Genomic DNA, 26,776 nt, shown 5'->3' on the forward strand with positions numbered 1-26,776 from the left:
CTAACAGAGCCTTTTTTAATCCCCGTCCCAGAAAACTCATTGGGTGGGCGGAAAAGTAGTCAAAAAAGCCCCGTCCCAAATTAGCTGCCCTGCAGTTGACGGCATCTAAAAGAAACGGGCCCGCATCCCTTGGGGACACGGGCCCGTAAACAATACGTGGTAGGGGCGGTGGGACGTCTGCGTATTTGCTTCGCAAATACGCACCGGCTTCGGTCGCCTGCCGGCGCCCTCGCCGGCTTGCTGCAAACGCTCCGCGTTTGCTTAACGCTCGCCCCCTCGCGGGTTCGAGCCCCACCGGCGTGCAAAAGAAACGGGCCCGCATCTCTGGGAGATACGGGCCCGTAAAAGCCAATGGTAGGGGCGGTGGGACTCGAACCCACAATCCTTGCGGCGAGAGATTTTAAGTCTCCTGCGTATGCCAATTCCGCCACGCCCCCGTGAGACTAGAAGTCTAGCACAAGCCGCCCGTTACGCGTTGACAGCCATCGAGTGCTGGCCCGACTTTTCCAAGTACTCGGCAAACTTGGCCTCGTCGCCCTTGTTCTTGTACTGCAGGGCCAGCAGGTATTCCAGGCGGCAGCTCTTGACCTTGTCGTCACCGGCCTCCTTGAGCATGCGCTCCAGTTCGGGAATGTCGTTGTGGCGCTTGAGAATCATCGTGTCGTACATCAGCTGACACTCGTGCGCGACTGCTTCGGCCTGACCGCCCTCAAAGCCCTTGATCTCGTGCAGCAACTCCTTGGACTTTTTGCGGTCCTCCTGGCCAACGTAGTAGTTAAAGGCCTTAATTACCAGGTCGACGCGCTGCATCTTGGGCAGGTTGAGTCCCAGCAACAGGTCGAACATCTCGTTGGCGTGTTCGTGGTCCTCGCGCAACAGATAGGAGTTCAGGCGCAGGTAGTCGCGGTTGTAGCGCGGGTACAGCATGCTGGTGAGCTTGCCGTCGAGCAAACGATCGAACTCGTCCCACTGCTTGGCGGCCATAAGCTGCTGCAGGCGTTTAAACGTGGTGCGTTTTTTAACGCTAAAGAACACCGACACGGCGATACAAATAATGACGACGGCGGTCCAGAGTGTGCGGGAATCGGGCATATTGAGCTCCTCGGTCGCTCATAAAACAGGCGGTATGACAACACGTACTAGATGTATTATACGCAGTGCGCAGGCAAACTGGTACAAAAGTGCATCGAGGCCGAGCACCATCGCTCGCTGCGGTACACTTACCTAAAGTAAACCATGAAGGGAGACATTACCTATGAAGAAGATCGTTTTGGCTTGCGGTGCTGGCGCTGCTACTTCCACGCTCGTTGCCCAGAAGGTCGCTACCATGCTCGACGCCAACGGTTATGCCGGCAAGTATGAGATCGTGCAGTGCGCCATCTCCGAGGCCAAGGACGCTTGCGACGAAGGCGCCGACCTGCTGATCGCCACCACCGTTGCCCCCGAGGGCCTCACCTGCCCGTACGTGAGCGGCGTGCCCTTCATGACCGGCATGAACCGCGTTGCTGCCGAGAAGGCCGTTCTCGACGTCATGGCTCAGTAGGCGCTGCCTGTATGAATGAGCAGAACGCCAATCCGGTCGAGCTCTTTGGCATGCGCGTCGCCCATGTGGGCATCAACGCCGCCGACCCGGCAGACGCCTTGGAGATCGCGGAGCTGTTCTCGACGATGATGGGCTTGCCCGTTATCGAGACCCCGGTTTCGTACTTTAACGATTCGCTGATCGAGGTCATGAAGCAGAACGGTCGTGGCACCAAGGGCCACATCGGCTTTGCCGTCAACGACATCGATGCGGCCGAGAAGTGGTTTGCCGAGCGCGGGCTCGAGGTTAACGAGGAGTCGCGCGCGCTGCTGCCCGACGGTTCTACCAAGCTCGTGTACTTTAAGCGCGAGTTCGCCGGCTTCGCCGTGCATCTGTGCCGCGAGTAGCGCACAAACTGCCATAACGAACAAAAAGGGATAGGGCCGCATGGCCTTATCCCTTTTTTACGCCGAGGGGCTTCCTACCGTGGCAGGCGAATCGTAAAGCGGCTGCCGACGCCTTCGACCGAGGTCACGCCAATAACGCCGCCATGGCTATCGACAATCCACTTGGCAATGGCAAGCCCCAGACCCGAGCCCTGTGCGCCGGCATCGCGTGCGTTGTCGGCACGGTAGAACCGTTCAAACGCGTGAGCTGCGGATTCCTGATTCATGCCGATACCCTCGTCCTCAACACTTATGTCGATCGCGCCCGTGCCCGTATCCTGCGCTACGCCAAAGGTGATGGACGTGCCCGCGTCCGAATACTTGGCGGCGTTTTGCACGATCACGCGCAGGGCCTGCTTCACGAGCGCCACGTCGACAGAAGCATCGCAGCGCGGGTCGCTGGCGAGCGCAGTGTCGTACGCCAGCCGATACGTGTGCTCGGCATCGATCATCTGCGATTCCTCGCACACCTCGCCGACCAGTGCGGCCATGTTGGTGTCCACGCGCCTCAGTACGGTGCGGCCGGCATCGCCGCGCGCCAAAAACAGCAGCTGCTCCACGAGCTCTTGCATGTGCTCGCTTTCGGCCTTGAGGGACGCGATGGATTCTGTCAGCACGTCCGGGTCGTCTTTGCCCCAGCGGTCGAGCATGTTCACGTAGCCCTGAATCACCGCGATGGGCGTGCGCAGCTCGTGGCTCGCATCGTTGACAAAGCGCATCTGCTGTAGCTTGGCCTCTTGCATCTGGCGCAGCAGGCGGTTGAGCGCGACCTCGATGCTCGCCAGGTCGGCGTCGCCGGTGGTGACGCTCGGCGAGTCGACACTCGCGCGTTCGATTGCCTGCTCCAGCGTTTCCATCTTGCCGCCGGAGAGCTGCATGCGGCCGAGCTCGTCCACGCGCAGGGCCAGGTCGTTGAGCGGTGCCATGGTGCGGCGCACGCGGCGAGCGCCGCTGAGCATGTTGAGCACGCTGATGACTTGCCCGCCCGCAACGACAAGATAGAGGGGCCACAGCGCGATGAGGTCCTGCGCGAGGGGGAAGGTCTTGGTGGTGCGCGCAAGCTCGACGGTATAGGTGAGCGTGGCCAGGTCCAAGCCGCGCGCGGGCGCGAACGACATGCCGTGAACGGTGGCGCCGGGGATCCAGCCTGCGGTAAACGCGCCGTCGGGCAGCGTCTGGTTGTAGCCATAGACCAGGATCGCCGCCGCAACAACCAGCAGCCACAGATCGAGCCAGACGTAGCTCATCAGGCGGCGCCACATGTAGCTCCAGTTGATGGCGCGGGCGATGGAGGTGACGCGCTTGGTCTCGGCGTTACGCGCGGCAGACATAGCCCACCCCGCGCACGGTCTGGATGATGCGGGCGCCGCCGGCGTCCTCGATCTTGGCGCGCAGGTGCGCGATGTGCACGTCGACGTTGTTGGTGTCGCCCACGTATTCGTAGCCCAGCGCTTCGTGCGCGATGCGCTCGCGCGTGAGCACGGTCTCGGCATGCGCCATAAGCAGGGCGAGGACATCGAACTCGCGGGCCGTGAGCGCGATGGGCGAGCCGCCGACCGTGACTTCGCGGCGGTCGGGGTCGAGCGCAACCGAGTCAACGGTAAGCACGGCGGGGGAGGGCACGGCAGAGGTTTTGGCCGAGTCGCTAGCCGGGGACGTCGCGGCGGTACCGGCACCCGTAGCGCCCTCCCCGGTCCCAGCGCCGCCAACGCCCGAAGCCGCCCGCACGGCCTCCGAGCGCTTCAACGCCACGCGGATCCGTGCGAACAGCTCCTCAATCGCAAACGGCTTGGTCAGGTAATCGTCGGCGCCGGCGTCGAGCCCGGCTACCTTGTCCATCACGGCATCGCGCGCGGTGACCATGATCACCGGCACATCCTTGTGCTTGCGCACGCGCCGCAGCACCTCCATACCGTTGAGCTGCGGCAGCAGCACGTCGAGCAGAATCAGATCGTAGTCGCGCTCCAGCGCCAGGTCGACGGCGGTGCGGCCGTCGGCGGCGTGCTCCACCTGGTAGCCCTCGTGCTCCAGCTCGAGCGTCACAAAGCGGGCGATTTTCTCCTCGTCCTCTACGATCAGGATTCGTGCCATGCGTGCCCCCGTCTGCGATTACTTATCGTCGTTCAGATTTTGCTTGATATCGTCTGCGGCATCGGCGGCGTGATTCATCAGGTTGTTGATGCTGCCGGGCACGTCGCCGTCGCTATCGATGCGGTAACGCATGCCAAAGAACAGACCGATCAGCATCAGCCATATCGTGGCGCCCCAGGCAAACAAGGCGACGATGGGAATCAGGATGGGGATGTTAAGGATGATCGCATCGCGGCGCGTGGCGATAAATTTGGTGTCCAGGCTCAGGCGGAAGAGCTTTTTGAGGTACTCCCACACGCTGTCCATCTTCTTGGAGAAGTCGGTCTTTTCGCTCGACTTCTCGTAGGCGGCCTGCGCGGCGACCATCTCGGCCGAGGGCTCATCTACCGGCTCGGACTCGGTGGCGGCGTGCGCCGACGTGGTCTGGGTCTTGCCTTGCGACTCGAGCCAAATAATGGCGTCCAAAACGTTGCCGTCGGCGGCATCGAGTGCTGCCTTGGCATCGGTGTAACTCACGTTGCACTTGGTGCGGATGGTTTCAACTTTTTCGAGGTCGTCCATGACCTGTCCTTTCGTTCGATGGGCGCGCCGCCGGGCGATTTGCCCGGGCGCGAGCGTTGCGTTCGGCGGCCTGCGTCGCGCGGCGCCGCCCCGCCCTTGGTCGAACTCTATAGTGCAGGTTATAGATTAAGCGATTCTTGAGCCAAGATTAATGTTGGATGAGTTTTTGGGTGACGCGGAGGCGGCCTTTGAGGCAAGCGCAGGCCGAGCGGCTAGAGCCCAAGGGTAAATTTGTGTCCGCACGGCGAGATATACTTATTGTCAACGTTGAGGGCGCGTCAGGGCAAAGCTGCCTGGCGCCCGCGAAATCAGAGGGGCCGCCGTGCCGCATGGCGCAAACGAGTGGGGTCCCGACGCAAACAGGGGGTCATACGTGCATATCTACGCTATGAGCGACATTCACGGGTGCTTGGACGCCTTTAAGGCATCGCTTTCCACCGTCGACCTCGATGCCGAGGATTCCAAGCTGGTTTTGCTTGGCGACTACTGCGACCGAGGCCCCGATTCACTCGGGGTCTTCGAGCTCGTCATGGACCTGCAAAAGCGCTACGGCGATCGCGTCGTGGCGCTGCGCGGCAACCACGAGGAGATGTTCCTCGAGTACATTGACGAGGTGAATGACCCCAATTTCACGCAGGCATGGATACTTGCCGACGGCAATCTGGCAACGGCCAAGAGCTTCTTAGACGCCGAGGCATTCAAGCACGTTAAGCACCTTTTGAGGCTCAGGGAGTTCGAGGAGGCCTACGCCTTTACGGTTGAGCGCATAAAGGCCGAGCACGCGGACATCATCGCGTGGGTTCGCAAGCTCCCTTACTTTTACGAGAGCCCCTTCGGCCAGGTCTTTGTGCACGCCGGCGTTGACGAGGAAGCCGGGGAGGATTGGAAGCTTGGCACGGCTGTCGAGTCGTTAACCATGATGCTGCCCGATTACGTGGGGCGCGAGTTCTATCTGGATGTTATCGCCGGGCATATCAACACCGAGGTTGTTTCGGGCATTGCGGGCTATCGCGGCATCTGGCATGACGGGGCTAGCCACTACTACATCGACGGGAACGTCATGAAGAACGGCGAGGTCGCCGTGTTGAGCTACGACTCGGAGACGGGGAAGTACAGCGGCCAAGGGCTGGAGTAGGTTGGTGGGCGATTAGTTCTCCTACGGCCTGCACAACGCTACCCTAAGCCATTCGTTCATCGCCGAAGAGGGCTGCCGTTGCCAATTTTTACCCTTTGATCTAAGTTGAAGTTCAATGGTGCCGGAGGCATAACGGCTGAATCGCAGTTCCAGGGCGTTCAAGTCACCTTTGTCCCAGTCTTTAATGTGCTGGTATAGGCAATGGCATTCGTGCCGCTCGTTGCTTAGGGCATGGGCGACGTCACGGAACGCAAGCAGGGAGATGAGCACATGCCACTGCTGATCTAAAACAGTCGTATTGTCCTTGAAAGGATTAAAGGCATCGATTTCTGCAACCGAATCTTTGTCGAAGTAAAAGCGGTAATGCCCTTGGCTGTCGGTGCGGTGTTTAAGCGCAAGGTAGAAAACAGCATCTTCCGGTGATGCTTTTATACCATTGTTTTTAAGCCATTCATTCCACCTGCCTTCTTTCAGGGCAGATTTCATCTCCATAAGCCTGTCTTCATTAAGGCAATTTAGGCTGCGTACGGTTTGACCAAGCACATTGGCCTGGTCATCTACTGTCCTATTGGAATCATTTTTGTAGGGATTGTTGCACCAACCAATAAAGTCTTTGACGCCTATCGGCTCAACAGAGGGCCTGTCGACACGGTTGAAAAAGTCCTGGATTTCGTTCAAATCGGCGAGCTTGGCTTCGTTCATAGCTGGATTCCTTTCTCATTAGGAAACATGTCTCATTATAGGCATGCCTGCGGTCGCAGCGGCTAGGGGTGCCAGTGCTAGTGAGGGTTCCAGAGAAGGAAGCGCCGCACCCTCGGGGCAGCAAAGAATCAAGGTCTAATACTTTTCCGGAGAAGTGAACGAGCTAAATCGGACCGCCGAAGCATCGACACTTTGAGCGTGTCGTTTCCTGCGGTTTCGGTGCTGAAATCCTGCGATTTTGCGGCCGAAAAATGCGGATGTTTCAGGGGTCCAAAAACAGCCGTTCACTTCTCGGGAAAAGTATTAGACCTCGATAGCGGGGGATGGGGTGCCGGTGCAAAACGGCGTCAAGGGTTGGTCGAGCAGGCGGTTTCTTCATTGATGTCCGCACGACATGTGACACTTACCCTGTCGCCCTGCTCTGCCGCGGCGGCATGTACCTGAACAACGACCCTCTAAGGAGCTCGATAGTAATGAGTGACAACACCAAGCATCTCGCAAAGAAGTACGTCAAGGACGCGGGGCCGTGCCTCGTGCTGTGCCTTGCCGGCGCAGCGGTCGCGCTGCTGGCTGTTCTGGGGCCGTTCGACGTGCTCCGAAGTGCCGTCTCTCTACACATTTGCATGGCCCTTGCCGGCGCCATGATGACCGGCAGCGCGCTCGATCTGGTTTTTTGGGTGCTTGACCCGTTTGGATGGAAGAACGAGGGGTAAGCCCTAAGGGATGGAAGGGCTGGAACGGTTGGCTTAGTGATCGTGCAGAATGCGGGCTAGCGACTTACAGGGAAGTGGTGATCCGATGACGGTCTATGTGACGGGCGATATTCACGGCGGCGTCGACATGCAAAAGCTGCGCGACTGGGATCTTGGGGATAGTTTGACGAGCGATGACTATCTCATCATCGCGGGCGACTTTGGCTTTCTGTGGGATTTCTCTGCCGAGGAATGCGCCGACATCGCTTGGCTGGAGTCGCGCCCCTATACCGTGCTGTTCATCGACGGCAACCACGAGCGTTTCGATCACTGGGCGGAGCGACCCATGGAGTTGTGGCACGGTGGGCTGACGCAGCGCCTGTCGGATACCTCTCCCGTACGGCGCCTGACGCGCGGCGAGGTTTTTGAACTCGATGGCTCAACGATCTTTACCATGGGCGGTGCCACGAGTGTTGACAAGGAATACTGCATACCGTATTCCAGCTGGTGGCCGCAGGAGCTGCCGGACGAGCGCAACTTTGAGGAGGCACGGACAAAGCTCGGCAGCGTGGGCTGGAAGGTCGACTACGTAATCACCCACACTGCTCCACGCGCATGCTTTCGTCCACGTTCTATCCGGCGTCCGGCTGGAATTACCCCGCCGTTGATCGGCTTACGGCATTTTTCGATGAGCTGGAAGATCGCTTGGACTACAAGCGCTGGTATTACGGGCATTTCCATCGGGATGCCAACCCGGCCGAGCGCCATACCGTGCTCTACGACTGCATCGTTCGCCTGGGCGACGAACTCCAGCCCTGGGATGTTGCGTAGGGGTGGGAATAGCGAGAACTTCATACGATACCTTGGGTAGTTACCCTACATTTCAGTAGTAATCTTTATTTGTAGGGTAACTTAGGGCATGCTGGGAGCTGGAGGAGATGTCGCCCGACGATCTAAAGTTTCAGCGCCATTCGGTTGGTGCCCGGTAGGGTGGCGAAGCCAAAATGTTCATAGAATGCTGCCGCCTCATCATCTACTGGATCGACAACTAAAGCTCGCGCTCCTGCTAGGGCAGAAATTTTCAAGGCGTTCTCGATGGCATCTTTGAGCAGTGAAGCTCCAAGACCAAGCCCCTTGAACTTCTCATCGACCCCCATCATTCCAAGCAGCACTGTGGGGACTTGGGAGGGGGAGTTTCGCACGAACCATCCTCCATCAACATTTTCGCGAGCCACGGAGTGCGTGCACAACGTATAAAACCCAGCGACTGCGCCGTCGCAATACGATGCGTATATAACTGCTGATCCTCTTCTTCGCGCCGAGGCTGATCTGTTTTTAGCCCATCCGTCTACAAGAGTATTTCCGCAGTGGAAAGCCTCGATGCCTTGGCCAACGGGGAGTTGAACGGGCTTGGTAAATGTGCTCATTCCCAAACCGCTTTACGGTCAAGCAGCGCTTTTGCGGCTTGGGGCATGGGGGAATCGAGCATTTCGCAAAATGCATCGAAACCATCAGGAGAAAGATAGGTTGTTGATGCCTCGGCGATATCACGTGCGGAGCTCTCGTCAAGGTGGGCTGTGGCCCATTGGGTGAGAGTTTGCCCGCGCAAGGCCGCGGCGCGCTCGTAAGTAAGGCGTTGACGTTCGGTCAACCTTAGATCCATACGGCGTTGTTTCTCAATCGTTGGCATGGCAAAAACCTCCTTTGCACAATTGTACGGAATTATTCCGTACATAACAAGACGCAGAATTATGTCCTCGTTGAAGGGGGGCGAGGGGGCGGGGCGTATTTGACTACTCGGCCATTACGGTGATGTTCTCGCGGTGTGCGCGGATGACGTCCCAGCTAAAGTGCTCGGCCAGCTGCTCGGCAGAGCGCGGTGTGGTGTCCGGCGCGATGCCCGTTTGCCCGGCGAGCCATCCCAGCAGTGCCTCGGGTATGCCAAAGCGGGCGCGTAGTTCGCCTAGGTCCAGATCGCGGTCGCGCTTGGAAAGGCGGCGGCCGTCCGGCGACATGAGCAGCGGAATGTGCGCGTAGTGCGGCGTGGCAAGTCCCAGCAGATGCTGCAGGTAGATCTGGCGGGGCGTGGAGCCCAGCAGGTCGCATCCGCGCACGACCTCGGTAACACCCATGGCGGCGTCGTCGACCACCACGGCTAGCTGATAGGCAAAAACGCCGTCGCTGCGGCGGACCAAAAAGTCGCCGCACTCGGTGGCGAGTGCTTCGCATTGGGCGCCGTACGTGCGGTCAACAAATTCGACCACGTCGTCGGCGAGGTCATCGACGGCGGGCACGCGCAGGCGTGTGGCCGGGGCGCGCAGAGCACTGCGGCGTGCAACTTCTTCGGCAGAAAGAGCGCGGCAGGCGCCGCGGTAGATGGGCGTGCCGTCGCTGGCGTGCGGCGCGCTTGCGGCGTGGAGCTCGGCGCGCGTGCAAAAGCAGGGATAGGTGAGGCCGGCGTCTTGCAGCTGGCGCAAGGCGGCTTCGTACAGGTCTAGGCGATCGTGCTGATAGTAGGGGCCTTCGTCCCACTCGAGCCCCAGCCAGGCCAAGTCGTCAATCAGTTGAACGGCAAGCTCCGGTCGCTTGCAGCGATCGTCGAGGTCCTCGATGCGCAACACGATGCTGCCGCCCTGGCTGCGGGCCGAAAGCCACGCGCACAAGCAACTGAACACGTTGCCCAGGTGCATGCGGCCCGAGGGCGACGGGGCAAAGCGGCCCACGACGGGGGTGGGCACTGCCGTTGCCGGTGCGACCGCGGCGGGTGTTGCTATGTTGCGTGCGTTGATATCCATGCGGACGAGTATAGCGCGGGGCGCGGTGGGGGAGACGTTGCCGTGGCCTGCAAGTTGCCGAGGCCGCGCGTTGCGCGTGTCGAACCACCGGCTCGACAGCTCGATCGCCGCCCGCCAGCCCAACCTCTCAAACGACAGAAACCCCGGCAGCTCTTCGCAACTGCCGGGGTTTCCGCGGAAAAGGGGGACATGATCCTCGAGCGAACGGGAAAGGGGCAACCGTTTTCGCTCAACTGCTTTATGCCCCTCGGTTGGCGGCTCAATCAGCGCGTGCCGCGCCCACACAAAGCCGCTACACCTGTGACGGTGCTGTGAAGTGGTATCTATTGCTGGCGCGGGCCATGCCAAGGAGTGTCCCTAATGACTAGTCATTTAAGAACGTCCCCAATGACTAACTGCCGGGGTGCGGGCGTGACTTTTGTCCCGTTTTGACACTCCGCTGACCTAGATGTTCGTCACATGAACCCGCAAACGTGGGACAATGACGCTACTGGTATCACAGACAAAGGATGTGCCTATGAACGCCCCCGTTGCCAAGACCTGCCGGCAGCGCCACCTGTTTGCGCGATTCGCTTCCGTCTGCGCACTCGTCGCGCTTGCGTTGTTGCTACTGCCTGCCGCCGCGCACGCCGACGGCTACTCCATGACCCAAACCTATATCGGTGCCACGGTTGAAGCCGATGGATCGCTGACCGTTGTCGAGGGACGCCAGTTTGATTTCGATGACGATATCAACGGCGTGTATTGGGATATCAATACGGGCACCAACCAGCAGGGCGGCACGGCGGGCGTCGAAGTGCTGAGCGTCGAGGAAGACGATGCCGCGTTTAGCAGGGTCGACTATGCAAACAAAGGCGACAGCGGCGTCTATACGGTTGAGCAGTCCGACGGCAGCGTAAGGATCAAGGTTTTCAGCCCCCACGAGAGCGACGACAGCGCGATCTATTACGTGAGCTACACCATGACCGGTGCGGTTATGAACTGGGCCGATACCGCCGAGCTCTACTGGAAGTTCGTGGGTGACGGCTGGTCTGCGAATTCCGACGACGTCGAGATGGAAGTTTACTTCGCGGACGGTGCCATCGGAACGCCAGCGAGCAAGGGCGACAACTTCCGTGCGTGGGGCCACGGCCCGCTGACGGGCGACGTATCGATCGATGCGGACGAACCCATGGTCACCTACGCCATTCCGTGCGTGCACGAGGGCGAATTTGCCGAGGCGCGCATCGCCTTCCCCAGCGACTGGGTGCCAGGACTTTCCGCCTCGAGCGAGGAGCGCATGCCGACAATCCTGAGCGAGGAGAAGACATGGGCCGAGGAGGCCAACGCCCGCCGCGCCCGCGCCCGCATGATCGCAAATACGCTTGCCGCGGTAAGTGTTGTCGCGGCGGTGACCTTTACCGGCGTAATCGTCGTGCTCAAGCTGCGCCGTCGCAAGCCAAAGCCGCTTTTCCAAGATGAATACTTCCGCGACGTGCCCTCGGCCGACCATCCCGCGGTGCTTGCAGCTCTTATGAGCTGGAACGACGTGCCCGATCAGGCATATATCGCCACGCTGATGAAGCTGACCGACGACCGCGTGATCAAGCTAGAAGAAGCGACCGAGACCAAGAAGAAGGGTCTGCTCCGTCGCGAAAAAGAGGAGCGGACGTATCGCATCACAGTGACCGACGAGGCCTGGAAGGCTGCCAAGAAGGACGGCATCGATCGCGACGTGCTCAAGGTCTTCTTCGCTGGCGTTAAGCCCGATAAAGACGGCGTCCGTTCGCGCACGTTTAGCGAGCTGGAGGAGTATGCCAGCGAGCGTACTGAATCTGTTGGCGACAAGCTCGAGGACTATCAGAGCACGGTTAAGGGCAAGCTGGAGGAGCGCGAGTTTATCGCATCGGATGGCACTATCGCGATGGTGGCCGGCCTGGTTCTCGGCATCATCATTATCTTTGGCATTTTGGGTTCTCTGTTCTATACCGACTTTGCGGACGCCAACGTCGGTGCCGCTATGGTCTCGATCCCCGTCACGATTGTGGGTTTTGTCCTGAGCTGCACCTTCCGCCGTTACACGCCGGAGGGCGCCGAGGTGGCGGCTCGCTGCAAGGCGCTCAAGCATTGGCTCGAGGACTTTACGCGCCTGAAGGAGGCCGTCCCGGGAGATCTGGTGCTGTGGAACAAGCTGCTGGTGATGGGTGTTGCGCTGGGCGTTTCGAAGGAAGTGCTGCGTCAGCTTGCCGAGGCCGTCCCGCCCGAGGTGCGCGAGGCAGATGGCTTCTACGACAATTATCCCTGCTACTGGTGGTATTACCATCATTACGGTACCGAGTCCCCGCTCGATTCGTTTAACGACGTGTATCACGAGACCATCCGCGAGCTGGCTTCGAGTTCCGATAGTTCGAGCGGCGGCGGAGGCGGTGGCTTCTCGGGCGGCGGAGGCGGCGGCGTCGGCGGAGGCGGCGGCGGAACGTTCTAGCGGTCCTAAATTACGGGACGGGCTTTTCTCGACAGCCGTCGGGGAAAGCCCGTCCCTTTCTTATGTGCCGAGATGGGACGTTCTTGAATGACTAGGTGTGGCTACCGGGGTTAGGCGGTTAGGTCCAGCTCGTAGAGGAAGCTTTCGCGCGGCATGTCGTGGCGGCGCTCTTCGCGGTTGGCGCGGTGCGTTGCCGTGCGCTTAAAGCCGTGCAGCTCGTAGAACTTCCACGAGCAGTTGGAGTCGGTGTGCAGGTGCGCCCTCGTCGCTCCGCGTGAGGACAGGTGCGAGACTGCAGCATCGAGCAACACCGAGCCGACGCCCAAGCCATGGACATCGCGATCCACGGCAAGCAGCGTGACCTCGTTGTCGTGTGGCAGGGGGCTGCTTTCGAGCAGACGGTTGTTGGTGCGGATGGTTGCGCGCACAAACGAGAGATACTCGGCGCAGGCATCGGGCTCCAGCTCGCGCATCTGCGATAGCAGCGCGCGCTCGGTATCCATCCAATGTTCCTTGACGGCGGCGCCGGAGCTTTGCCCCGCACGCGCGAGCGCAATGCCGCGCGCCTGGCCGTCGATTACGGCAACCTGCGAAAACGTCGACGACGAAAGGCAATAGGCGAGGTCGCACGCGGCCTCGAGGCGGTTGTACTCATCGTTATCCGAATTGTTATGCCAAAGCTGCTGCAGAATCAGCGCGATGGCGTCGAAGTCTTCGGTGTCAAACGGTCGGTAGAGAACCCGCGAGACCATGGTGCCTCTTTCTTTTGCGGATGCATATCGAGCACAGTTCTACCACGCCATTGGCATCTAATTATGGTGCCCCTGTGTTCCATGAACTCACCGTGCCCGGCGCTGCGCCCACATCCTCCACTCGCAAGCTTTTTCTGCACATGCGACCGTTGCGGGGTGCATCGACGCGCTCGATGCGCTACATTAAATCAGTATTTTCAATGCCGCTGCGCGAGCGCTGCAGATCGACGTATCACCGACTCACAGAGCACGGCGGCGTACCAGACAGGAGGACTGCATGGGATCTGATGTGAAGATCGCACGCGCGTTGATCTCGGTTACCGATAAGACGGGCGTCGTCGATTTCGCACGGACGCTGGTCGATGACTTTGGCGTCGAGATCGTCTCTACGGGCGGTACGGCTCGTGCTATCGAGGATGCGGGCGTTCCCGTAACCCCCATCGAGGAGTTCACGGGCTATCCCGAGATGATGGACGGCCGCGTTAAGACCCTGCACCCCAAGGTTCACGGCGCGCTGCTGGCCCGCCGCGATTCCGAGCAGCACATGCAGGAGGCGGCTCAGCACGGCATTAAACTGATCGACCTGGTCGTCGTCAACCTGTACGAGTTCGAGAAGACCGTCGCCAACCCCGAGGTCACCTTTGCGGACGCCATCGAGCACATCGACATCGGCGGCCCCTCCATGCTGCGCTCCGCTGCTAAGAACGCCGCGAGCGTTACCGTCATCTCCGACCCGGCCGACTACGATGCCGTCCTGGCCGAGATGCACGAGACCGGTGGCTGCACCACGCTTTCCACCCGTCGTCGTCTGCAGGTGAAGGTCTACCAGACCACCGCCGCCTACGACACGGCTATCTCCCGTTGGCTTGCCGCCCAGGCAAGCGACGTGGCGGACACCTCTGCCAAGCTCGAGGTTTCGCTCGAGAAGGTCGACGACCTGCGCTATGGCGAGAACCCGCAGCAAAAGGCCACGGTCTATCGCTTTGCCGAGGGCTGCGAGAACACCGCGAGCTCGCAGTTCCCGCTCGTTGGCTCCGAGCAGATTCAGGGCAAGCCGCTCAGCTACAACAACTATCTGGACGCCGACGCCGCTTGGAACCTGGTCCGCGAGTTCGACGAGCCTGCCTGTGTGATCCTCAAGCACCAGAACCCCTGCGGTTCCGCCGTTGCCGAGGACATCACGGCTGCCTACGACCGCGCTTTTGCCTGCGATCCCAAGAGCGCCTTTGGCGGCATCATCGCTTGCAACCGCGAGGTTCCCTTTGAGTTGGTTGAGCACTTTGCCGATCAGAACAAGCAGTTCGTCGAGGTCATCATCGCCCCGAGTTACACCGCCGAGGCGCTCGAGCGCATGGCCAAGCGCCCCAACCTGCGCGTGCTGGCTACCGGCGGCGTGGACCACGGCGCCAAGGTGGAGCTGCGCTCCATCGACGGCGGCATGCTGGTGCAGGAGGTCGACCACGTGACCGAGGACCCCGCGACCTTTACGTTCCCCACCGACCGCAAGCCCACCGACGCCGAGATGGCCGAGCTCGAGTTTGCCTGGAAGGTCTGCAAGGGCGTTAAGTCCAACGCCATCCTGGTCTCCAAGGGCAAGGCCGGCATTGGCATGGGCCCGGGTCAGCCCAACCGCGTTGACTCCGCGCTGCTTGCCTGCGAGCGCGCCGAGGACTTCTGCGAGCGCGAGGGCGTGGAGAAGGGCGGCTTTGCCTGCGCAAGCGATGCGTTCTTCCCGTTCCGCGACAACGTCGACGTGCTTGCCGCTCACGGCGTGACCTGCATCATCCAGCCCGGCGGCTCCAAGCGCGACGACGAGAGTATCCAGGCCTGCAACGAGCACGGCATCGCGATGGTCTTCACAGGTGCCAGGCATTTTAGGCACTAGGGCTTTCCCAAGCACCCGACCTTGCCCCTCAAACCGTCGCTTGCGTACATTTAGTACGCGGCGCTCCTCTTTCGGGGCAATCTCGGGCACTTGGAAAACCCTTAATGGGATGTTGTTCTATCCCATTAAGCTGATCGGTCGCTTGGCCATATCGTCAAAATAATCTCTGCAAAAGACGGCCGCTCCGTTTGGAGGGCCGTCTTTTTGGTATAAGAGGACGGAATGACTAACACGAAAGGGATGACCATGCCCCAGATTGATGATGCCGAGCTGTTTGGCAATGCCGAGGACCAGCGCGCGTACGAGGACTTTTGCGCCAATCAGGAGGCGGTTGAGAAGTTTACGCTCGACGAGCCCGCGCTCGTGTGCCGGTGGCGCATGTCCAACAAAAAGGTACCCATGCTCAACCGTCACATCCGTGCGCTGTCCGAGCGCTTGGTGCAGGGCGAGCCGCTCACCCATAACATGCTCAGCTGGGCAAAGCAGCACGTTGAGTGGTCGCTTGCCGAGGGCGATTACACCGCGCACGACGGCGTGCTCATGCTAGTGATCGACGTCAACGGCAATGCCGCCATGACGGTGGGCGAGTACGAGCCGCTGGCCGATACTTCGGCCAAGGCGCTGCGTGCCCGCTCTGCCGAGGCCCGCTCCGAGGCCGACGAAACCGGCGTGGCGCCCGAGTTGCTCGCTTCCGTCAACGACGGAGAGCTGGCCTTTGTGGCGCCGGCGGACGAGTGCCTGTGCGGTACGGCGACGCTCATCGAGCAGCTGGCCCAGACCAAGGGCATCTCGGTCACGCGCGTAGACATTCCCGCGCAGCTCAAGGGTGCTTTGTTTCTGGTGAGCGACGAGCACGGCGTGGTTCCCGCTGCCGATGCCGACGCTGCCGAGGCGGACGCTGCTATGGTCACCTTCTTCGCCGACGGTTACGAAAAGCTCCGCGCCCGCCGCTAAATGATTTTTCTGGCGCGGGGATTTTATAATCATTTGATCCCCGCACCCGTTGCGAGCGAGGGCGAGTCGAACCTTTCGTTCGCGAACAGTTCTGTCACCTTGTTGCCGCGCGAGGCGCGTGCCGGCGACTTCGCGGCAATAATGGCTGTAAGACAACTAAGAGGGGAGCGTAATCCATGGCGCTGATCTATATCGTTGAGGACGACGAGCCCATTCGTCGCGAGCTCGCCGACATCCTTGCCCGTGCTGGTTTTGAGGTCGAGTCCTGCGAATCGTTTGAGCACGTCTCGCGCGATATTCTCGCTGCCGCGCCCGACCTGGTGCTGCTCGACCTCACGCTTCCTGTCAAAGACGGCCAGTACATCTGCCACGAAGTCCGCCGCGAATCCGAGGTCCCCATCATCGTCCTTACGTCGCGCACGACCGAAATCGACGAGGTCATGGCCATGACACTCGGCGCGGACGACTTTATTTCCAAGCCCTATAGCGCGCGCGTGCTCGTGGCGCGCATCAACGCGCTGCTGCGCCGCACCACGTCGGCAGGCGAGCGCAGCACCATGGTCCACAAGGGGTTGGAGCTCGACCTTGCCCGCTCCACGGTCACCAATACGGCAACCGGTGACAGTACCGAGCTCACCAAAAACGAACTGCGCATTCTCTCGCTGCTCTTGGGTCGCGTGGGCAAGATTGTCTCGCGCTCGGCCATCATGCAGGACCTGTGGGATTCCGATGCCTTTGTGGACGACAACACGCTCACCGTCAATATCAATCGCTTGCGTGCGACGCTCGACAAGATCGGCGTCAAGGGGTATCTCACCACGCACCGCGGCCAAGGCTATTCGGTTTAGGGTCCGGCCATGTCGTTTGGCAAGTTCTTTAAAGACGCGTTGCTGCCCGTTGCCGTGTGGACGTGCGGCGTGCTACTGAGCTGCTTTGTGCTGACGGTGGCCGGCGCCCCCGCATCCATCGTGATCGTGGTGGTTGGCGTGTCCTTTATCTTTGGCGTACTGGGTATCGTGATCGAATATGCGCGCCGTCGCCGCTTTCTGCACCAGCTGGAGCGTGCGGCCGAGGAGCTGGAGAGCCCCGCGTGGGTGCAGGAGATGGTGCAATGCCCAACCTATGCCGAGGGCGAGCTCGAGTACGAGGTTCTGCGCCGGGTGGGCAAAGCCGCTTGCGATGAGGTTGCCGAAGGCCGGCGTCAGACCGATGACTATCGCGACTATATCGAGAGCTGGGTCCACGAGGCCAAGCTGCCCCTGGCGGCAGCCCATCTGATTTTGGAAAACTTGGACGGCAGCGAAGACGACCTGTCGCGCGTGGATGACCTGGGTCGCGAGCTGGATCGCGTGGAGCGCTATATCGACCAGGCGCTGTACTATGCGCGCTCGGAAGTCGTGGAGCGCGATTACCTGATTCGCCGCTGGGATCTTAAGACCTTGGTGGCGGGTGCGATTAAGGCCAACGCGCGCGAGCTCATTGCGGCGCACGTGGCTCCGGTGTGCGAGAACCTCGATTTCGAGGTCTTTACCGACGAGAAGTGGCTCGAGTTTATCCTGGGCCAGCTCATTCAGAACAGCATTAAATATGCGTGCGAGGACGGCGCGAAGATCGTGTTTTCGGGCGCGTTGCTGGACGAGGGCTTGGCAAGCGAGCGCATTGAGCTTGCCGTCGCCGATAACGGCTGCGGCGTGTGTGCGGCAGACCTGCCACGCGTGTTCGAGAAGGGCTTTACCGGCGACAATGGCCGCACCACCAAGCGTGCAACGGGCATCGGCCTCTACCTGGTGGCGCGCCTGTGCTCCAAGATGGGCATCGACGTCACCGCAGCGTCCGACCCCGGCGAAGGTTTTGTCGTAACGTTTGCCTTCTCGACGAACAAGTTCCAATACTTTGAGTAGCCGGCCCGTATGGCGCGGCCGATCGGAATCTTCCCGTCTGGGAACAAATCGGGGGCTTTTAACAACTATATTCCTGAACGGGAACATTGCTAATGAAGTCGATACTATATTCTCGTACATGAACATAGCTTAGTAGTTTTATACTGTGTTCACGAATAGGAATATAGCTAGGAGCATCATGAGAACAGTGACAACGATTAAAAAGCTGGATGGGCGCATCAAGCTCAAGCCGTCAGAAGCTGCTTTCTCGGAGCGCATGGTTTTCGATCCGGCCGAGATGGGGAAGGCCCTCAGGCTCAGAAGGCGTGAGCTTGGCTTAACTCAACGTGACGTCGCGACTATGACGGGTCGCAGCCTTCGTGTGATCGGTGATATCGAGCGGGGGCGGACAACGGTCGAAATTGGCGTCATTTTCGACTACGCCTCCATCGTGGATATCGATTTTATTCTGAAGGTGAGGGGAAAATAATGGATGGCGCACTGTTCGTTCATCGTGAGTTTAATGGTTCCTACCAGCTGGTTGGCGTATTAGAGGAAAACGCCGGGCTTCCGATATTCGCCTATGACCCCAAGTATCTCGAGAGTGCTGATGCGGCCCCGATTTCGGCCTCGCTGCCTTTGTCGGCCGAGGCGTTCAGCCCGGACGTAACGGGCTCCTTTTTCTCTGGCATCATTCCAGAGGGGCAGCTTAATAGGGACCTCGAGAAAAGGGCGCGAGCGGAACGCGGAGATTACTTTAAGGTGCTCGATTTGGTCCGCGATGAACCCGTCGGCGCTCTTGTTTTGACGCGAGAGCCTTCGGCAGAGGGTCTCGAAATGGGCTATGAAGAGATAGATGGGGAGCGGCTAAGCAGGCTGGCATACGCACCGGCGGAGGTTGCTTTTGACTTAGCGCTAGAGAGTCGAATCTCCCTTGCGGGTGCTCAGGCGAAGGTTGGCCTTTACCATACGGGCGATGACCCGTGCGGCGGATGGTACCTGCCTCATGGAGCGGCTCCATCTACGCACATCCTCAAGGCGGGGTCGAAAACGTTTCCGGGCGAGACGGTGTGTGAAGCAATGTGCGTTAGAGCCGCATCTCTGATGGACCTATCGGCCGAAGAATGCTTTCTAATCCGGGTTGAGGACGCCGAGCCGATTATCGCTGTGAAGCGATTTGATCGAGTAACGTCGGATGACGGACGCTCGGTTGATGGATTGCCAATTCCATATCGTTTGCACCAGGAAGATGTTTGTCAGGCCAAGGGTATCTCGCGTGAGCTTAAATATGAGCCGACGGGCGTCAATTATCTGGGACTTATCGTCGATGCGGTGCGAAGGGTGTCGACTAATCAAATGGAGGATAGGTTCCTTATCGGCTATAACCAGCTGTTCGATTATGCCGTAGGTAACTGCGATAACCATCTTAAGAACTGGTCGCTCGTGTGGGACGAAAGTTGGAAACAAGTGAGGTTGGCGCCGCTCTATGACGTGCTGTGCACAATGGTTTACCCCAGCCTTGTTCGCGAGATGGGCGTCTCGTTTGGTGGGAGCCGGAAGATCGACGATGTAACGCGCGGATCGGTGATGAACCAAATGATCGAGGCGGGTTTGCCCGCGGGAATCGTTGCCGGGATGATAGCCGACACCTGCAATGAGGTTCCAGACGCACTAAGAGACGCCGCGCGCGGTCTCAAAGAAGATGGTTTTCCCGAGGCGGAGGTAATGTTCGAGAAGATCATTCCAGAAGTACAAGCCCGTCTAAGCAGGATCGCCTCATAACAAAACGTGCCGCCCCGATCGGGGCGGCACGCCATCTTTCTTATCAGCCAGCTCGCTGAAGTAAGGCTGCGAAGGCCCCGCGGCCGGTGGGAGCAACGCTACTTCACGACCAAGATGTCGCAGTCGGTGTTGCGTAGCAGGAACGTCGAAATCGAGCCCAGTAGCGCATACTTGATCGAGGACAGGCCGCGGGCGCCGCAGAGCACCAGGTCGGGCTTGACCACGTCGAGCATCTCGTCTTTGAGCGTCTCGCGAATACGACCGGCGCGGATCATGACCTCGACCTCGGGAATATCAGGATTGGCCTTGGCCTCTTCGAGCTGCTTGGCGATGGAGTTGTTAAATGCCTCCTCCAGACCGTTGACCAGATCGACCGGATAGGAACCGGCGCTCTCGAGCGCCGTGGAATCGATAACGTGGCCGATAATCAGCTTGGCACCGTTGTTTGCGGCGACCTTGATGGCGCGTGCGAGCACAAAATCCTGCTGCTCAGTACCGTCGAGTGAAACAAATACCTTGGTGTAGCCCTCGTTCATGGTTTCCTCCTTGGTCTATCGCACGGGCGCTGGGCTCGTGCATCGGGCGGGCGCGGATGCGTGGCCGCCGGACACTTTATCTTGTTGCAGTTATACCCAAGGATTTGGGTTTGACCGCTCGCAATTCTGTGAACGGGCGAGTTTTTTGGTAAGGGTAGGCGCAGACGCGCCCGTACGGTTGATAATGGGATATCGCCCGCACCGTCCGCAGAATAATATCGGCGGGTGTCTAACGAGGGGGTCCCTTTGGATATCATCGAGCTTCTAAAATCTGCCTTTATGGGCCTGGTCGAGGGCATCACCGAATGGCTGCCTGTTTCGTCGACTGGTCACATGATCTTGGTGGACGAGTTCGTCAAGATGAACGTGAGCGAGACGTTCTGGAATATGTTCCTGGTCGTGATCCAGCTTGGCGCCATTTTGGCCGTCTGCGTCCTGTTCTTCTACGACCTTAACCCGTTTTCTCCCAGCAAGGGCAAGGAGGGCCGTCGCGACACCTGGGTGCTGTGGGGCAAGATTGTGCTCGGCTGCATTCCCGCCGCGGCAATCGGTCTGCCGCTCAACGACTGGATGGAGGAGCATTTCTACAATGCTCCCGTCGTGGCACTGGCGCTCATCGTATACGGCGTGCTGTTTATCGTGATCGAGAACTGGCGCGCGAGCAAGCGCGAACAGGCTGCTCTTGCCGGTTCGTTTGGTTCTCGTGCCGTGACGTCGGGTGGGCGTCCCGCTGGCGCACACTTTGCCGCACCCGCTGCGACTGCCGCTGCAGACGACGATGACGATAACCTGGACTTTGGTTCCATCGCTACGCTCGAGGACCTGAGCTGGAAGACCGCACTGGGCATCGGTTGCTTCCAGGTGCTCTCGCTGGTGCCGGGTACGTCGCGCTCTGGCTCCACCATCATCGGTGGCCTGCTTTTGGGCTGCACGCGTTCGGTGGCGTCCAAGTTTACGTTCTTCCTGGCCATCCCTGTCATGTTTGGCGCGAGTGCGCTCAAGCTGGTCAAGTACTTTATTAAGGGCGGTACGTTCGGTGCCAACGAGGTCGCTATCTTGGGCGTGGGCTGCGTTGTGGCCTTTGTGGTTTCGCTCATCGCCATCAAGTGGCTCATGGGCTTCGTTCGCCGTCACGACTTTAAGTGCTTCGGTGTTTACCGCATCATCCTGGGCATCGTAGTGCTCGCATACTTCTTCGTTCTGGAGCCTATGCTCGGCCTCTAACTCAGCTGTCGTTGCGCGACGGCCAGAGCGACAACTTGTCATTCAAAGAGGGTGGCATGACCAAAAGGTCTATGCCGCCCTCTTTTCATGTCAATTTGTTCGCTCTGGCCGCCGCTCGCTACCGTTGCCGTGACATCGGTGGCTCCGTGATTGGTCCAATGGGGTCAGGTTTGGCGGCGGCGCACGGAGTCGTGGTGTGATTTGCGTCGGTGTCCGTGCGGCTCGGTATACTGGTACGGCTCAAACTATGGCGCTGCCCGCAGGCGCGCCGTCCGTCAGATGAGGAGTCGCCCATGACCCAGCCCTTGCCCTGGGAAAAGAACACCGCGGTACCCGTGCCGCCCGCGCCGGAACCCGTGCCACTCGATGCATACGCCGCCCCCGCCGCGCCGGAACCCGAACTTGTCCCGCTCGACATCTACGACGCTCCCGCGCCGGCTCCTGCGCCCGCAAAGCCGCTTGTCGACATCGACAGCCTTAATCCCGCCCAGCGCGAGGCGGTCCTCACCACCGAGGGCCCGCTGCTGGTCCTTGCCGGCGCCGGCTCGGGTAAGACCCGCGTCCTGACCTTCCGCATCGCGCATATGCTCGGCGACCTGGGCGTTAAGCCTTGGCAGGTGCTTGCCATCACGTTTACCAACAAGGCCGCGGCAGAGATGCGTGAGCGTCTGGCGGCGCTCATCCCCAGCGGCACCCGTGGCATGTGGGTATGCACGTTCCACGCCATGTGCGTGCGTATGCTGCGCGAGGACGCCGACCTGCTGGGCTACACCGGTCAGTTCACCATCTACGATGACGATGACTCAAAGCGCATGGTGCGCGATATTATGCAGGCGCTCGGCATCGAGCAAAAGCAGTTTCCCATTAACATGATCCGCAGCAAGATCAGCTCGGCCAAAAACGCCATGATCGGGCCCGAGGACATGCTCAAATCCGCCGACAGCCCCAATGACAAAAAGGCCGCGCAGGTCTACCTGGAGCTGGAGCGCCGCCTGCGTGCTGCCAACGCGATGGACTTCGACGACCTGCTCGTGCGCACGCTCGAGCTGCTGCGCACCCGCCCCGAGGTGCTCGACAAATACCAGGAGCGCTTCCGCTACATTAGCGTCGACGAGTATCAGGACACCAACCACGTCCAGTACGAGATCGCCAACCTGCTGGCCGCCAAGTACCAAAACCTCATGGTCGTGGGCGACGACGACCAGTCCATTTACAGTTGGCGCGGCGCCGACATCACCAACATCCTGGACTTTGAGCAGGACTTTAAAAACTGCAAGACCGTTAAGTTGGAGCAAAACTACCGCTCCACGGGCCATATCCTGAGCGCCGCCAACGCCGTGGTGCGCCACAACTCGCAGCGAAAGGACAAGCGTCTGTTTACGGCCGAGGGCGATGGCGAGAAGATCCAAGCCTTCCAGGCGAGCGACGAGCGCGACGAGGGCCGCTGGATTGCCGGCGAGATTGAGAAGCTGCATGCCAAGGGCACGAGCTACGACGATATCGCCGTGTTCTACCGCACCAACGCCCAGTCGCGTATTCTCGAAGATATGTTCCTGCGTGCGGGCGTGCCCTACAAGATTGTCGGCGGCACGCGATTCTTCGACCGCGCCGAGATCCGCGATGTCATGGCTTACCTCAAGATGATCGTGAACCCGGCCGACGAGATGAGCGTCAAACGCGTCATCAACACGCCGCGCCGCGGCATCGGTTCCACCTCGATTCAAAAGATCGAGCAGCTGGCGCGCGACAACCGTTGCTCGTTCTTCCAGGCCTGCGAGATTGCGACAGCCGAGACGGGCATGTTTAGCGCCAAGGTGCGTAATGGCCTGTCGAGCTTTGTGGCGCTGGTGCGCGAGGGCCGTCGCATGGACGGCGAGCTCAAGGACGTCGTCGAGATGATTGTCGATAAGACGGGCCTGCTGAAGGCTTTTCGCGCCGAGGGCACCATGGAATCCGAGAGCCGTGCCGAGAACATCCAGGAATTCCTGGGCGTTGCCGCCGAATTTGAGGAGACGCACGAGGATATTGAGGGTACGCTCGAGAGCTTGGAAGAGCTGCGCGCGGCTGGCGTTGCCGATGTGCCGGCCGGCGCTGAGCCCGAGCCCGTTGTGGTGAGCGCACCTGCGCCCGAGCCGGGACCGTCCGCGCCCGCGTCTTCGTTTGAAGCGCTTGTCGGCGCGCGCGATGCCGCGGGCACCAATCCGCTCGATAGCTTGGCCACTCCGGCACTCTCGCCGCAGGACGCCTTGGCCGCTGCCATCGCGGGCAACGCATATGCTGCGCCGACGCAGCTGCCGGCGGGTGCCGTGCATGCCGATGAGATTGAGCGCACCTATGGCCCGCTTACCTGCAAGGCGCTGCCGGCGCTCATGGAGTGGCTGGCCCTACGTTCCGACTTGGATTCCCTGGCCGGCGAGACGCATGCCATCACCATGATGACCATCCACTCCGCAAAGGGCCTGGAGTTCCCGGCGGTGTTCGTGGCCGGCATGGAGGAGGGTATCTTCCCGCATGTGCACGACTTTGGCGGCAGCGATGATCCGGGCAAGCTCGAGGAGGAGCGTCGCCTGGCCTACGTCGCCATCACGCGTGCCCGTAAGCGCCTGTTCTTGACCTATGCGGCCACGCGCCGTACGTACGGCTCAACTTCTGCCAACCCGCGCTCGCGCTTCCTCAACGAGATTCCGTTTGAGGATATCGAGTTCAGCGGTATCGGTTCTGCCGGTTTTGAGGGCACGGGCTGGGAGAAGCGCGGCGACCGTCGCGGCACCTTTGGCTCGGGCATGGGCTCGGATATGTACGGCGGCAAGGTGTTTGGCTCGCATACGCGCTCGACCGGCGGTTCCGCCTCGCGTGGCGGATCGAGCTTCGACGATTTCTTTGGCGGCAGCAGTTATGGGACCGAGCGTCATCGCGGGGTCTCGCCCGACGCCGGCCGTGTCGCCTCGACCTTTGGCTCGGGTGCATCGCGAGCCAAAAAGCCGTCGTCCAAGGTGTCGCCGACGGTGGAGCGCAAGGTCGATCGCGCGAGCGCGTCGCAGGACTTTGCCGCGGGCGATACCGTGAGCCACAAGACCTTTGGCACGGGTACCGTGATCTCGGTCGCCGGAGACATGATCGAGGTTCAATTCGAAAAAACCGGCCAGACTAAAAAGCTAATGAAGGGCTTTGCGCCTATCGTCAAGCTGTCGTAATCCCGGCGGACCTGGGTGGGCGTATAGGGCAACATCGCCTGCTCGGGCAGTCCTGCGCAAGACGGAGAGCACATTAAGTGCTCTCCTTTGCGTGCGGAACTCGCGATCGATGTTGCCCCATACGCCCGCCCAGATCCTTAGACAACGTTGATGGGCGAACGTCGCTTTGCTCGTTTGCTTTTTGGTCTGGAGAGCCGGGTGGGCTGAATACTTAGACATGGCAAGGGGCTCCCCCGTTGATGAGTGGGGGAGCCTCTTGTTGCTTTTTAGCTTGTTGTCCCAAACCCCGCGCCCATCCCGGCGAGCGCTCGGGGATTGGTAGCTTACAGGTGGCTGATGATCAGCTCCATTTTGCCCTCGAGGTCAATGGACTTCACGGTGCTGGGGGCCAGGAGGTGGCTTCCCTTGTGGACGGGGTCGCCGCAGACGGTGCCTTCGCCGTCGATGACCGACAGGCACATGAAGGGCCAGCGCTGCTCCAAGGTCTTGCTGCCGTTGGCGCGCACGCGATCGACGGTGTAGCAGGGGTTGGACTCGAGCTCAGTCACGCCGTCGACCTCGGGTGCGGTCACGGTGCCGTCGGTCGGAGCCTGAGCATCAAAGTTGATGCAATCCAGACTCTGCTCAATGTGCAGCGGACGCAGCTTGCCATCGGTGCCGGGGCGGTCGTAGTCATACAGGCGATATGTCACGTCGCTCGACTGTTGCGTCTCCAAAATGAGCGTGCCGGTCTTGATGGCGTGCACGGTACCGGAATCAATCTGGAAAAAGTCGCCCTTGTGGATCGGCAGCACGTTGAGCATGTCGTCCCAGCGGCCGTCCTTGATCATCTGTGCGGCCTCAGCGCGATCCTTGGCGCGCTGCCCGACGATAATCGTGGCGCCGGGCTCGCAGTCCAGGACATACCAGCACTCGGTCTTGCCCAGGCTGCCGTTCTCGTGCTTCGCGGCGTACTCGTCGTTGGGATGAATCTGGATCGAAAGGTCGTCCTTGGCGTCCAGAATCTTAATGAGCAGCGGGAACTCCTTGCCCTCGCAATTGCCAAAGAGCTCGCGGTGCTCGGCCCACAGCCACGACAGCGTGTGGCCTGCATATGGGCCCTCAGCAATCTGGCAGTCGCCGTTGGGATGGGCCGAGATAGCCCAGCACTCACCGATGGGACCCTCGGGAATATCGTAACCAAATACGGTTTCGAGCTGGCGGCCGCCCCAGATCTTCTCGTGGAAGATCGGCGTGAGTTTAATCAAATCGGACATGTGCATACTCCCATAAGGTTGTGCGGGTGCCGCGTAAGACAGCTCAAAACGAGCACCCACCGGATTACAAAACTAGGCCAACGTTACGTTGTGCAGCTCAAAGCGGTCGCCTACGTTGTGCGAGATAGAATATTCAAACGCGGTGCCGCTATCCAAGAAGCCAATCTGTTTGAGTTCGAGCAGGGGAGAGCCGGGTTTGGTATCCAGGCGCTCAGCCTCTTCTTCAGTTGCCGCGACAGCGCGAATGGTGCGATGGAAGCTCGAAATCTTCAGCCCGCATTGCTCGCGGATAAAGCCGTAGACCGATCCGTACAGGTCCTTCTTTTTTAGGCCCGGGATCAGTTCTAGCGGCATATAGGTGTACTCGATGACGATGGGCTTCTCGTCGACCTGGCGCACGCGCACGATGTGATAGGCGAAGTCATCCTCGGCCATTCCCAGCTGGGTCGCAACCTCTGCCGGCGGATTGACGATCGAGAAATCGTAGACCACCGAGGTCACCTTTTCCCCGCGGTGCTCATACGAAAAGCCCTGGGCACGGTCGTTCTTGCCTTGAAAAAACACCTGGCCGGGAAGCCCCGCCGTGTCCTTGACGTAGGTGCCCGATCCGCGCCGGCTGGTAATAAGGCCTTCCTCGGTAATCTGCTCAATCGCTCGTTTGACGGTGATTTTGGAAACGCCATAGAGCTCACAGAACTCAACGACGGTGGGCAACTTATCGCCCGGTTTAAGTGCGCCGTCCTCGATGCTTCGACGGATATCTGCAGCTATCGCCTCGTATTTGGGAATCATGCAATCCTCCCTTCATATTTGCGTCGATATTTAAAAAGTATACCTACTTAAAAAAGCATCCATATGGCTTTCATGAAAGAAGTTCGATAAAGAAAAATGAAAAAGACGCTTTA

General features: G+C 60.0%; 26 protein-coding genes and 1 tRNA gene. 14 read left to right on the forward strand and 13 right to left on the reverse strand.

Annotated features, from left to right (window positions below; translation table 11 throughout):
* Positions 1 to 352: 352 nt before the first annotated feature.
* Both DXD94_RS04780 and DXD94_RS04785 read right to left on the reverse strand, forming a co-directional pair.
* Positions 353 to 437, reverse strand: a tRNA-Leu gene (locus tag DXD94_RS04780).
* A gap of 31 nt (positions 438 to 468) precedes the next feature.
* Positions 469 to 1,092, reverse strand: a complete 624-nt coding sequence (locus DXD94_RS04785; RefSeq protein WP_117763395.1) for a hypothetical protein — start codon at positions 1,090 to 1,092, stop codon at positions 469 to 471.
* 163 nt (positions 1,093 to 1,255) lie between these two features.
* Here DXD94_RS04785 and DXD94_RS04790 point away from each other — a divergent pair, with 163 nt between their 5' ends.
* Complete coding sequence (locus tag DXD94_RS04790; protein WP_055252380.1) at positions 1,256 to 1,543, forward strand: PTS sugar transporter subunit IIB; 288 nt, start codon at positions 1,256 to 1,258, stop codon at positions 1,541 to 1,543.
* A gap of 11 nt (positions 1,544 to 1,554) precedes the next feature.
* Positions 1,555 to 1,929 carry a VOC family protein gene (locus DXD94_RS04795; protein ID WP_055252379.1) on the forward strand — a complete coding sequence of 125 codons (375 nt, stop codon included), beginning with the start codon at positions 1,555 to 1,557 and terminating at the stop codon, positions 1,927 to 1,929.
* 74 nt (positions 1,930 to 2,003) lie between these two features.
* Here DXD94_RS04795 and DXD94_RS04800 read toward each other — a convergent pair whose 3' ends face one another.
* From DXD94_RS04800 to DXD94_RS04810, 3 genes are read right to left on the reverse strand one after another with little or no spacing between them, the layout of a single operon-like run.
* A complete protein-coding gene (locus DXD94_RS04800) occupies positions 2,004 to 3,299 on the reverse strand; it encodes a cell wall metabolism sensor histidine kinase WalK (RefSeq protein WP_117763396.1) in 1,296 nt (431 codons plus the stop codon).
* Positions 3,283 to 4,059 carry a response regulator transcription factor gene (locus tag DXD94_RS04805; protein WP_117763397.1) on the reverse strand — a complete coding sequence of 259 codons (777 nt, stop codon included), beginning with the start codon at positions 4,057 to 4,059 and terminating at the stop codon, positions 3,283 to 3,285. Before DXD94_RS04805 ends, DXD94_RS04800 begins: the two co-directional genes overlap by 17 nt.
* Positions 4,060 to 4,077: 18 nt before the next feature.
* Positions 4,078 to 4,620 carry a hypothetical protein gene (locus DXD94_RS04810; protein WP_055252376.1) on the reverse strand — a complete coding sequence of 181 codons (543 nt, stop codon included), beginning with the start codon at positions 4,618 to 4,620 and terminating at the stop codon, positions 4,078 to 4,080.
* Positions 4,621 to 4,993: 373 nt separating this feature from the next.
* Here DXD94_RS04810 and DXD94_RS04815 point away from each other — a divergent pair, with 373 nt between their 5' ends.
* On the forward strand, positions 4,994 to 5,755 hold the full coding sequence (locus DXD94_RS04815; protein ID WP_117763398.1) for a metallophosphoesterase: 762 nt from the start codon (positions 4,994 to 4,996) through the stop codon (positions 5,753 to 5,755).
* 21 nt (positions 5,756 to 5,776) lie between these two features.
* On the opposite strand, the gene DXD94_RS04820 is transcribed toward DXD94_RS04815, so the two are convergent.
* A complete protein-coding gene (locus DXD94_RS04820; protein ID WP_117763399.1) occupies positions 5,777 to 6,457 on the reverse strand; it encodes a hypothetical protein in 681 nt (226 codons plus the stop codon).
* Between the two features lie 473 nt (positions 6,458 to 6,930).
* On the opposite strand from DXD94_RS04820, the gene DXD94_RS04825 reads away from it, so the two are divergent.
* Both DXD94_RS04825 and DXD94_RS04830 read left to right on the forward strand, forming a co-directional pair.
* A complete protein-coding gene (locus DXD94_RS04825) occupies positions 6,931 to 7,170 on the forward strand; it encodes a hypothetical protein (protein ID WP_117735535.1) in 240 nt (79 codons plus the stop codon).
* A gap of 85 nt (positions 7,171 to 7,255) precedes the next feature.
* A complete protein-coding gene (locus tag DXD94_RS04830) occupies positions 7,256 to 8,020 on the forward strand; it encodes a metallophosphoesterase (protein WP_233540321.1) in 765 nt (254 codons plus the stop codon).
* Between the two features lie 82 nt (positions 8,021 to 8,102).
* Here the strand turns inward: DXD94_RS04830 and DXD94_RS04835 are convergent, their stop codons facing one another.
* From DXD94_RS04835 to gluQRS, 3 genes are all read right to left on the reverse strand, one after another.
* Positions 8,103 to 8,576 (reverse strand): GNAT family N-acetyltransferase, encoded by a 474-nt coding sequence (locus DXD94_RS04835; protein WP_082435587.1) that lies wholly within the window; start codon positions 8,574 to 8,576, stop codon positions 8,103 to 8,105.
* Positions 8,573 to 8,839, reverse strand: a complete 267-nt coding sequence (locus DXD94_RS04840) for a DUF1778 domain-containing protein (RefSeq protein ID WP_158550249.1) — start codon at positions 8,837 to 8,839, stop codon at positions 8,573 to 8,575. Before DXD94_RS04840 ends, DXD94_RS04835 begins: the two co-directional genes overlap by 4 nt.
* A 103-nt stretch (positions 8,840 to 8,942) precedes the next feature.
* The gene (gene gluQRS, locus DXD94_RS04845; protein ID WP_117763401.1) at positions 8,943 to 9,944 is read right to left on the reverse strand and encodes a tRNA glutamyl-Q(34) synthetase GluQRS; all 1,002 of its coding nucleotides are present in this window, start codon (positions 9,942 to 9,944) and stop codon (positions 8,943 to 8,945) included.
* A gap of 517 nt (positions 9,945 to 10,461) precedes the next feature.
* Here gluQRS and DXD94_RS04850 point away from each other — a divergent pair.
* On the forward strand, positions 10,462 to 12,408 hold the full coding sequence (locus tag DXD94_RS04850) for a DUF2207 domain-containing protein (protein WP_158564793.1): 1,947 nt from the start codon (positions 10,462 to 10,464) through the stop codon (positions 12,406 to 12,408).
* A 110-nt stretch (positions 12,409 to 12,518) separates the two neighbouring features.
* Here the strand turns inward: DXD94_RS04850 and DXD94_RS04855 are convergent, their stop codons facing one another.
* Positions 12,519 to 13,160: a GNAT family N-acetyltransferase gene (locus DXD94_RS04855; protein WP_055251276.1), complete on the reverse strand. Its 642-nt coding sequence runs from the start codon at positions 13,158 to 13,160 to the stop codon at positions 12,519 to 12,521.
* A gap of 277 nt (positions 13,161 to 13,437) precedes the next feature.
* Here DXD94_RS04855 and purH point away from each other — a divergent pair, with 277 nt between their 5' ends.
* The 6 genes from purH to DXD94_RS04885 all read left to right on the forward strand — a co-directional run bounded on the left by purH (position 13,438) and on the right by DXD94_RS04885 (position 19,661).
* The gene (purH, locus tag DXD94_RS04860; RefSeq protein WP_117763403.1) at positions 13,438 to 15,045 is read left to right on the forward strand and encodes a bifunctional phosphoribosylaminoimidazolecarboxamide formyltransferase/IMP cyclohydrolase; all 1,608 of its coding nucleotides are present in this window, start codon (positions 13,438 to 13,440) and stop codon (positions 15,043 to 15,045) included.
* Between the two features lie 246 nt (positions 15,046 to 15,291).
* The gene (locus DXD94_RS04865; protein ID WP_233502255.1) at positions 15,292 to 15,999 is read left to right on the forward strand and encodes a hypothetical protein; all 708 of its coding nucleotides are present in this window, start codon (positions 15,292 to 15,294) and stop codon (positions 15,997 to 15,999) included.
* A gap of 176 nt (positions 16,000 to 16,175) precedes the next feature.
* A complete protein-coding gene (locus tag DXD94_RS04870) occupies positions 16,176 to 16,847 on the forward strand; it encodes a response regulator transcription factor (RefSeq protein WP_117763404.1) in 672 nt (223 codons plus the stop codon).
* A 9-nt stretch (positions 16,848 to 16,856) separates the two neighbouring features.
* Positions 16,857 to 17,900 (forward strand): sensor histidine kinase, encoded by a 1,044-nt coding sequence (locus tag DXD94_RS04875; RefSeq protein ID WP_117763405.1) that lies wholly within the window; start codon positions 16,857 to 16,859, stop codon positions 17,898 to 17,900.
* A gap of 178 nt (positions 17,901 to 18,078) precedes the next feature.
* Entirely contained in the window at positions 18,079 to 18,369 is a 291-nt protein-coding gene (locus tag DXD94_RS04880) for a helix-turn-helix domain-containing protein (RefSeq protein WP_082435520.1), read from the forward strand.
* Entirely contained in the window at positions 18,369 to 19,661 is a 1,293-nt protein-coding gene (locus DXD94_RS04885) for a HipA domain-containing protein (protein ID WP_117763406.1), read from the forward strand. Before DXD94_RS04880 ends, DXD94_RS04885 begins: the two co-directional genes overlap by 1 nt.
* A gap of 98 nt (positions 19,662 to 19,759) precedes the next feature.
* Here the strand turns inward: DXD94_RS04885 and DXD94_RS04890 are convergent, their stop codons facing one another.
* Positions 19,760 to 20,197, reverse strand: a complete 438-nt coding sequence (locus DXD94_RS04890; protein WP_055251269.1) for a universal stress protein — start codon at positions 20,195 to 20,197, stop codon at positions 19,760 to 19,762.
* Positions 20,198 to 20,443: 246 nt separating this feature from the next.
* Between DXD94_RS04890 and DXD94_RS04895 the strand changes: the two genes are divergently transcribed.
* Positions 20,444 to 21,421 carry an undecaprenyl-diphosphate phosphatase gene (locus DXD94_RS04895; RefSeq protein ID WP_117735525.1) on the forward strand — a complete coding sequence of 326 codons (978 nt, stop codon included), beginning with the start codon at positions 20,444 to 20,446 and terminating at the stop codon, positions 21,419 to 21,421.
* Between the two features lie 293 nt (positions 21,422 to 21,714).
* Positions 21,715 to 24,615: an ATP-dependent helicase gene (locus DXD94_RS04900; protein WP_117763407.1), complete on the forward strand. Its 2,901-nt coding sequence runs from the start codon at positions 21,715 to 21,717 to the stop codon at positions 24,613 to 24,615.
* Positions 24,616 to 24,938: 323 nt separating this feature from the next.
* Here DXD94_RS04900 and DXD94_RS04905 read toward each other — a convergent pair whose 3' ends face one another.
* Both DXD94_RS04905 and DXD94_RS04910 read right to left on the reverse strand, forming a co-directional pair.
* Complete coding sequence (locus DXD94_RS04905) at positions 24,939 to 25,871, reverse strand: type I phosphomannose isomerase catalytic subunit (protein ID WP_370448122.1); 933 nt, start codon at positions 25,869 to 25,871, stop codon at positions 24,939 to 24,941.
* A 72-nt stretch (positions 25,872 to 25,943) separates the two neighbouring features.
* Positions 25,944 to 26,663, reverse strand: a complete 720-nt coding sequence (locus DXD94_RS04910) for a GntR family transcriptional regulator (RefSeq protein ID WP_117763409.1) — start codon at positions 26,661 to 26,663, stop codon at positions 25,944 to 25,946.
* Positions 26,664 to 26,776 lie beyond the last annotated feature (113 nt).

This window comes from Collinsella sp. TM10-22 (genome assembly GCF_003466125.1).
Taxonomy (GTDB): Bacteria; Actinomycetota; Coriobacteriia; order Coriobacteriales; family Coriobacteriaceae; genus Collinsella.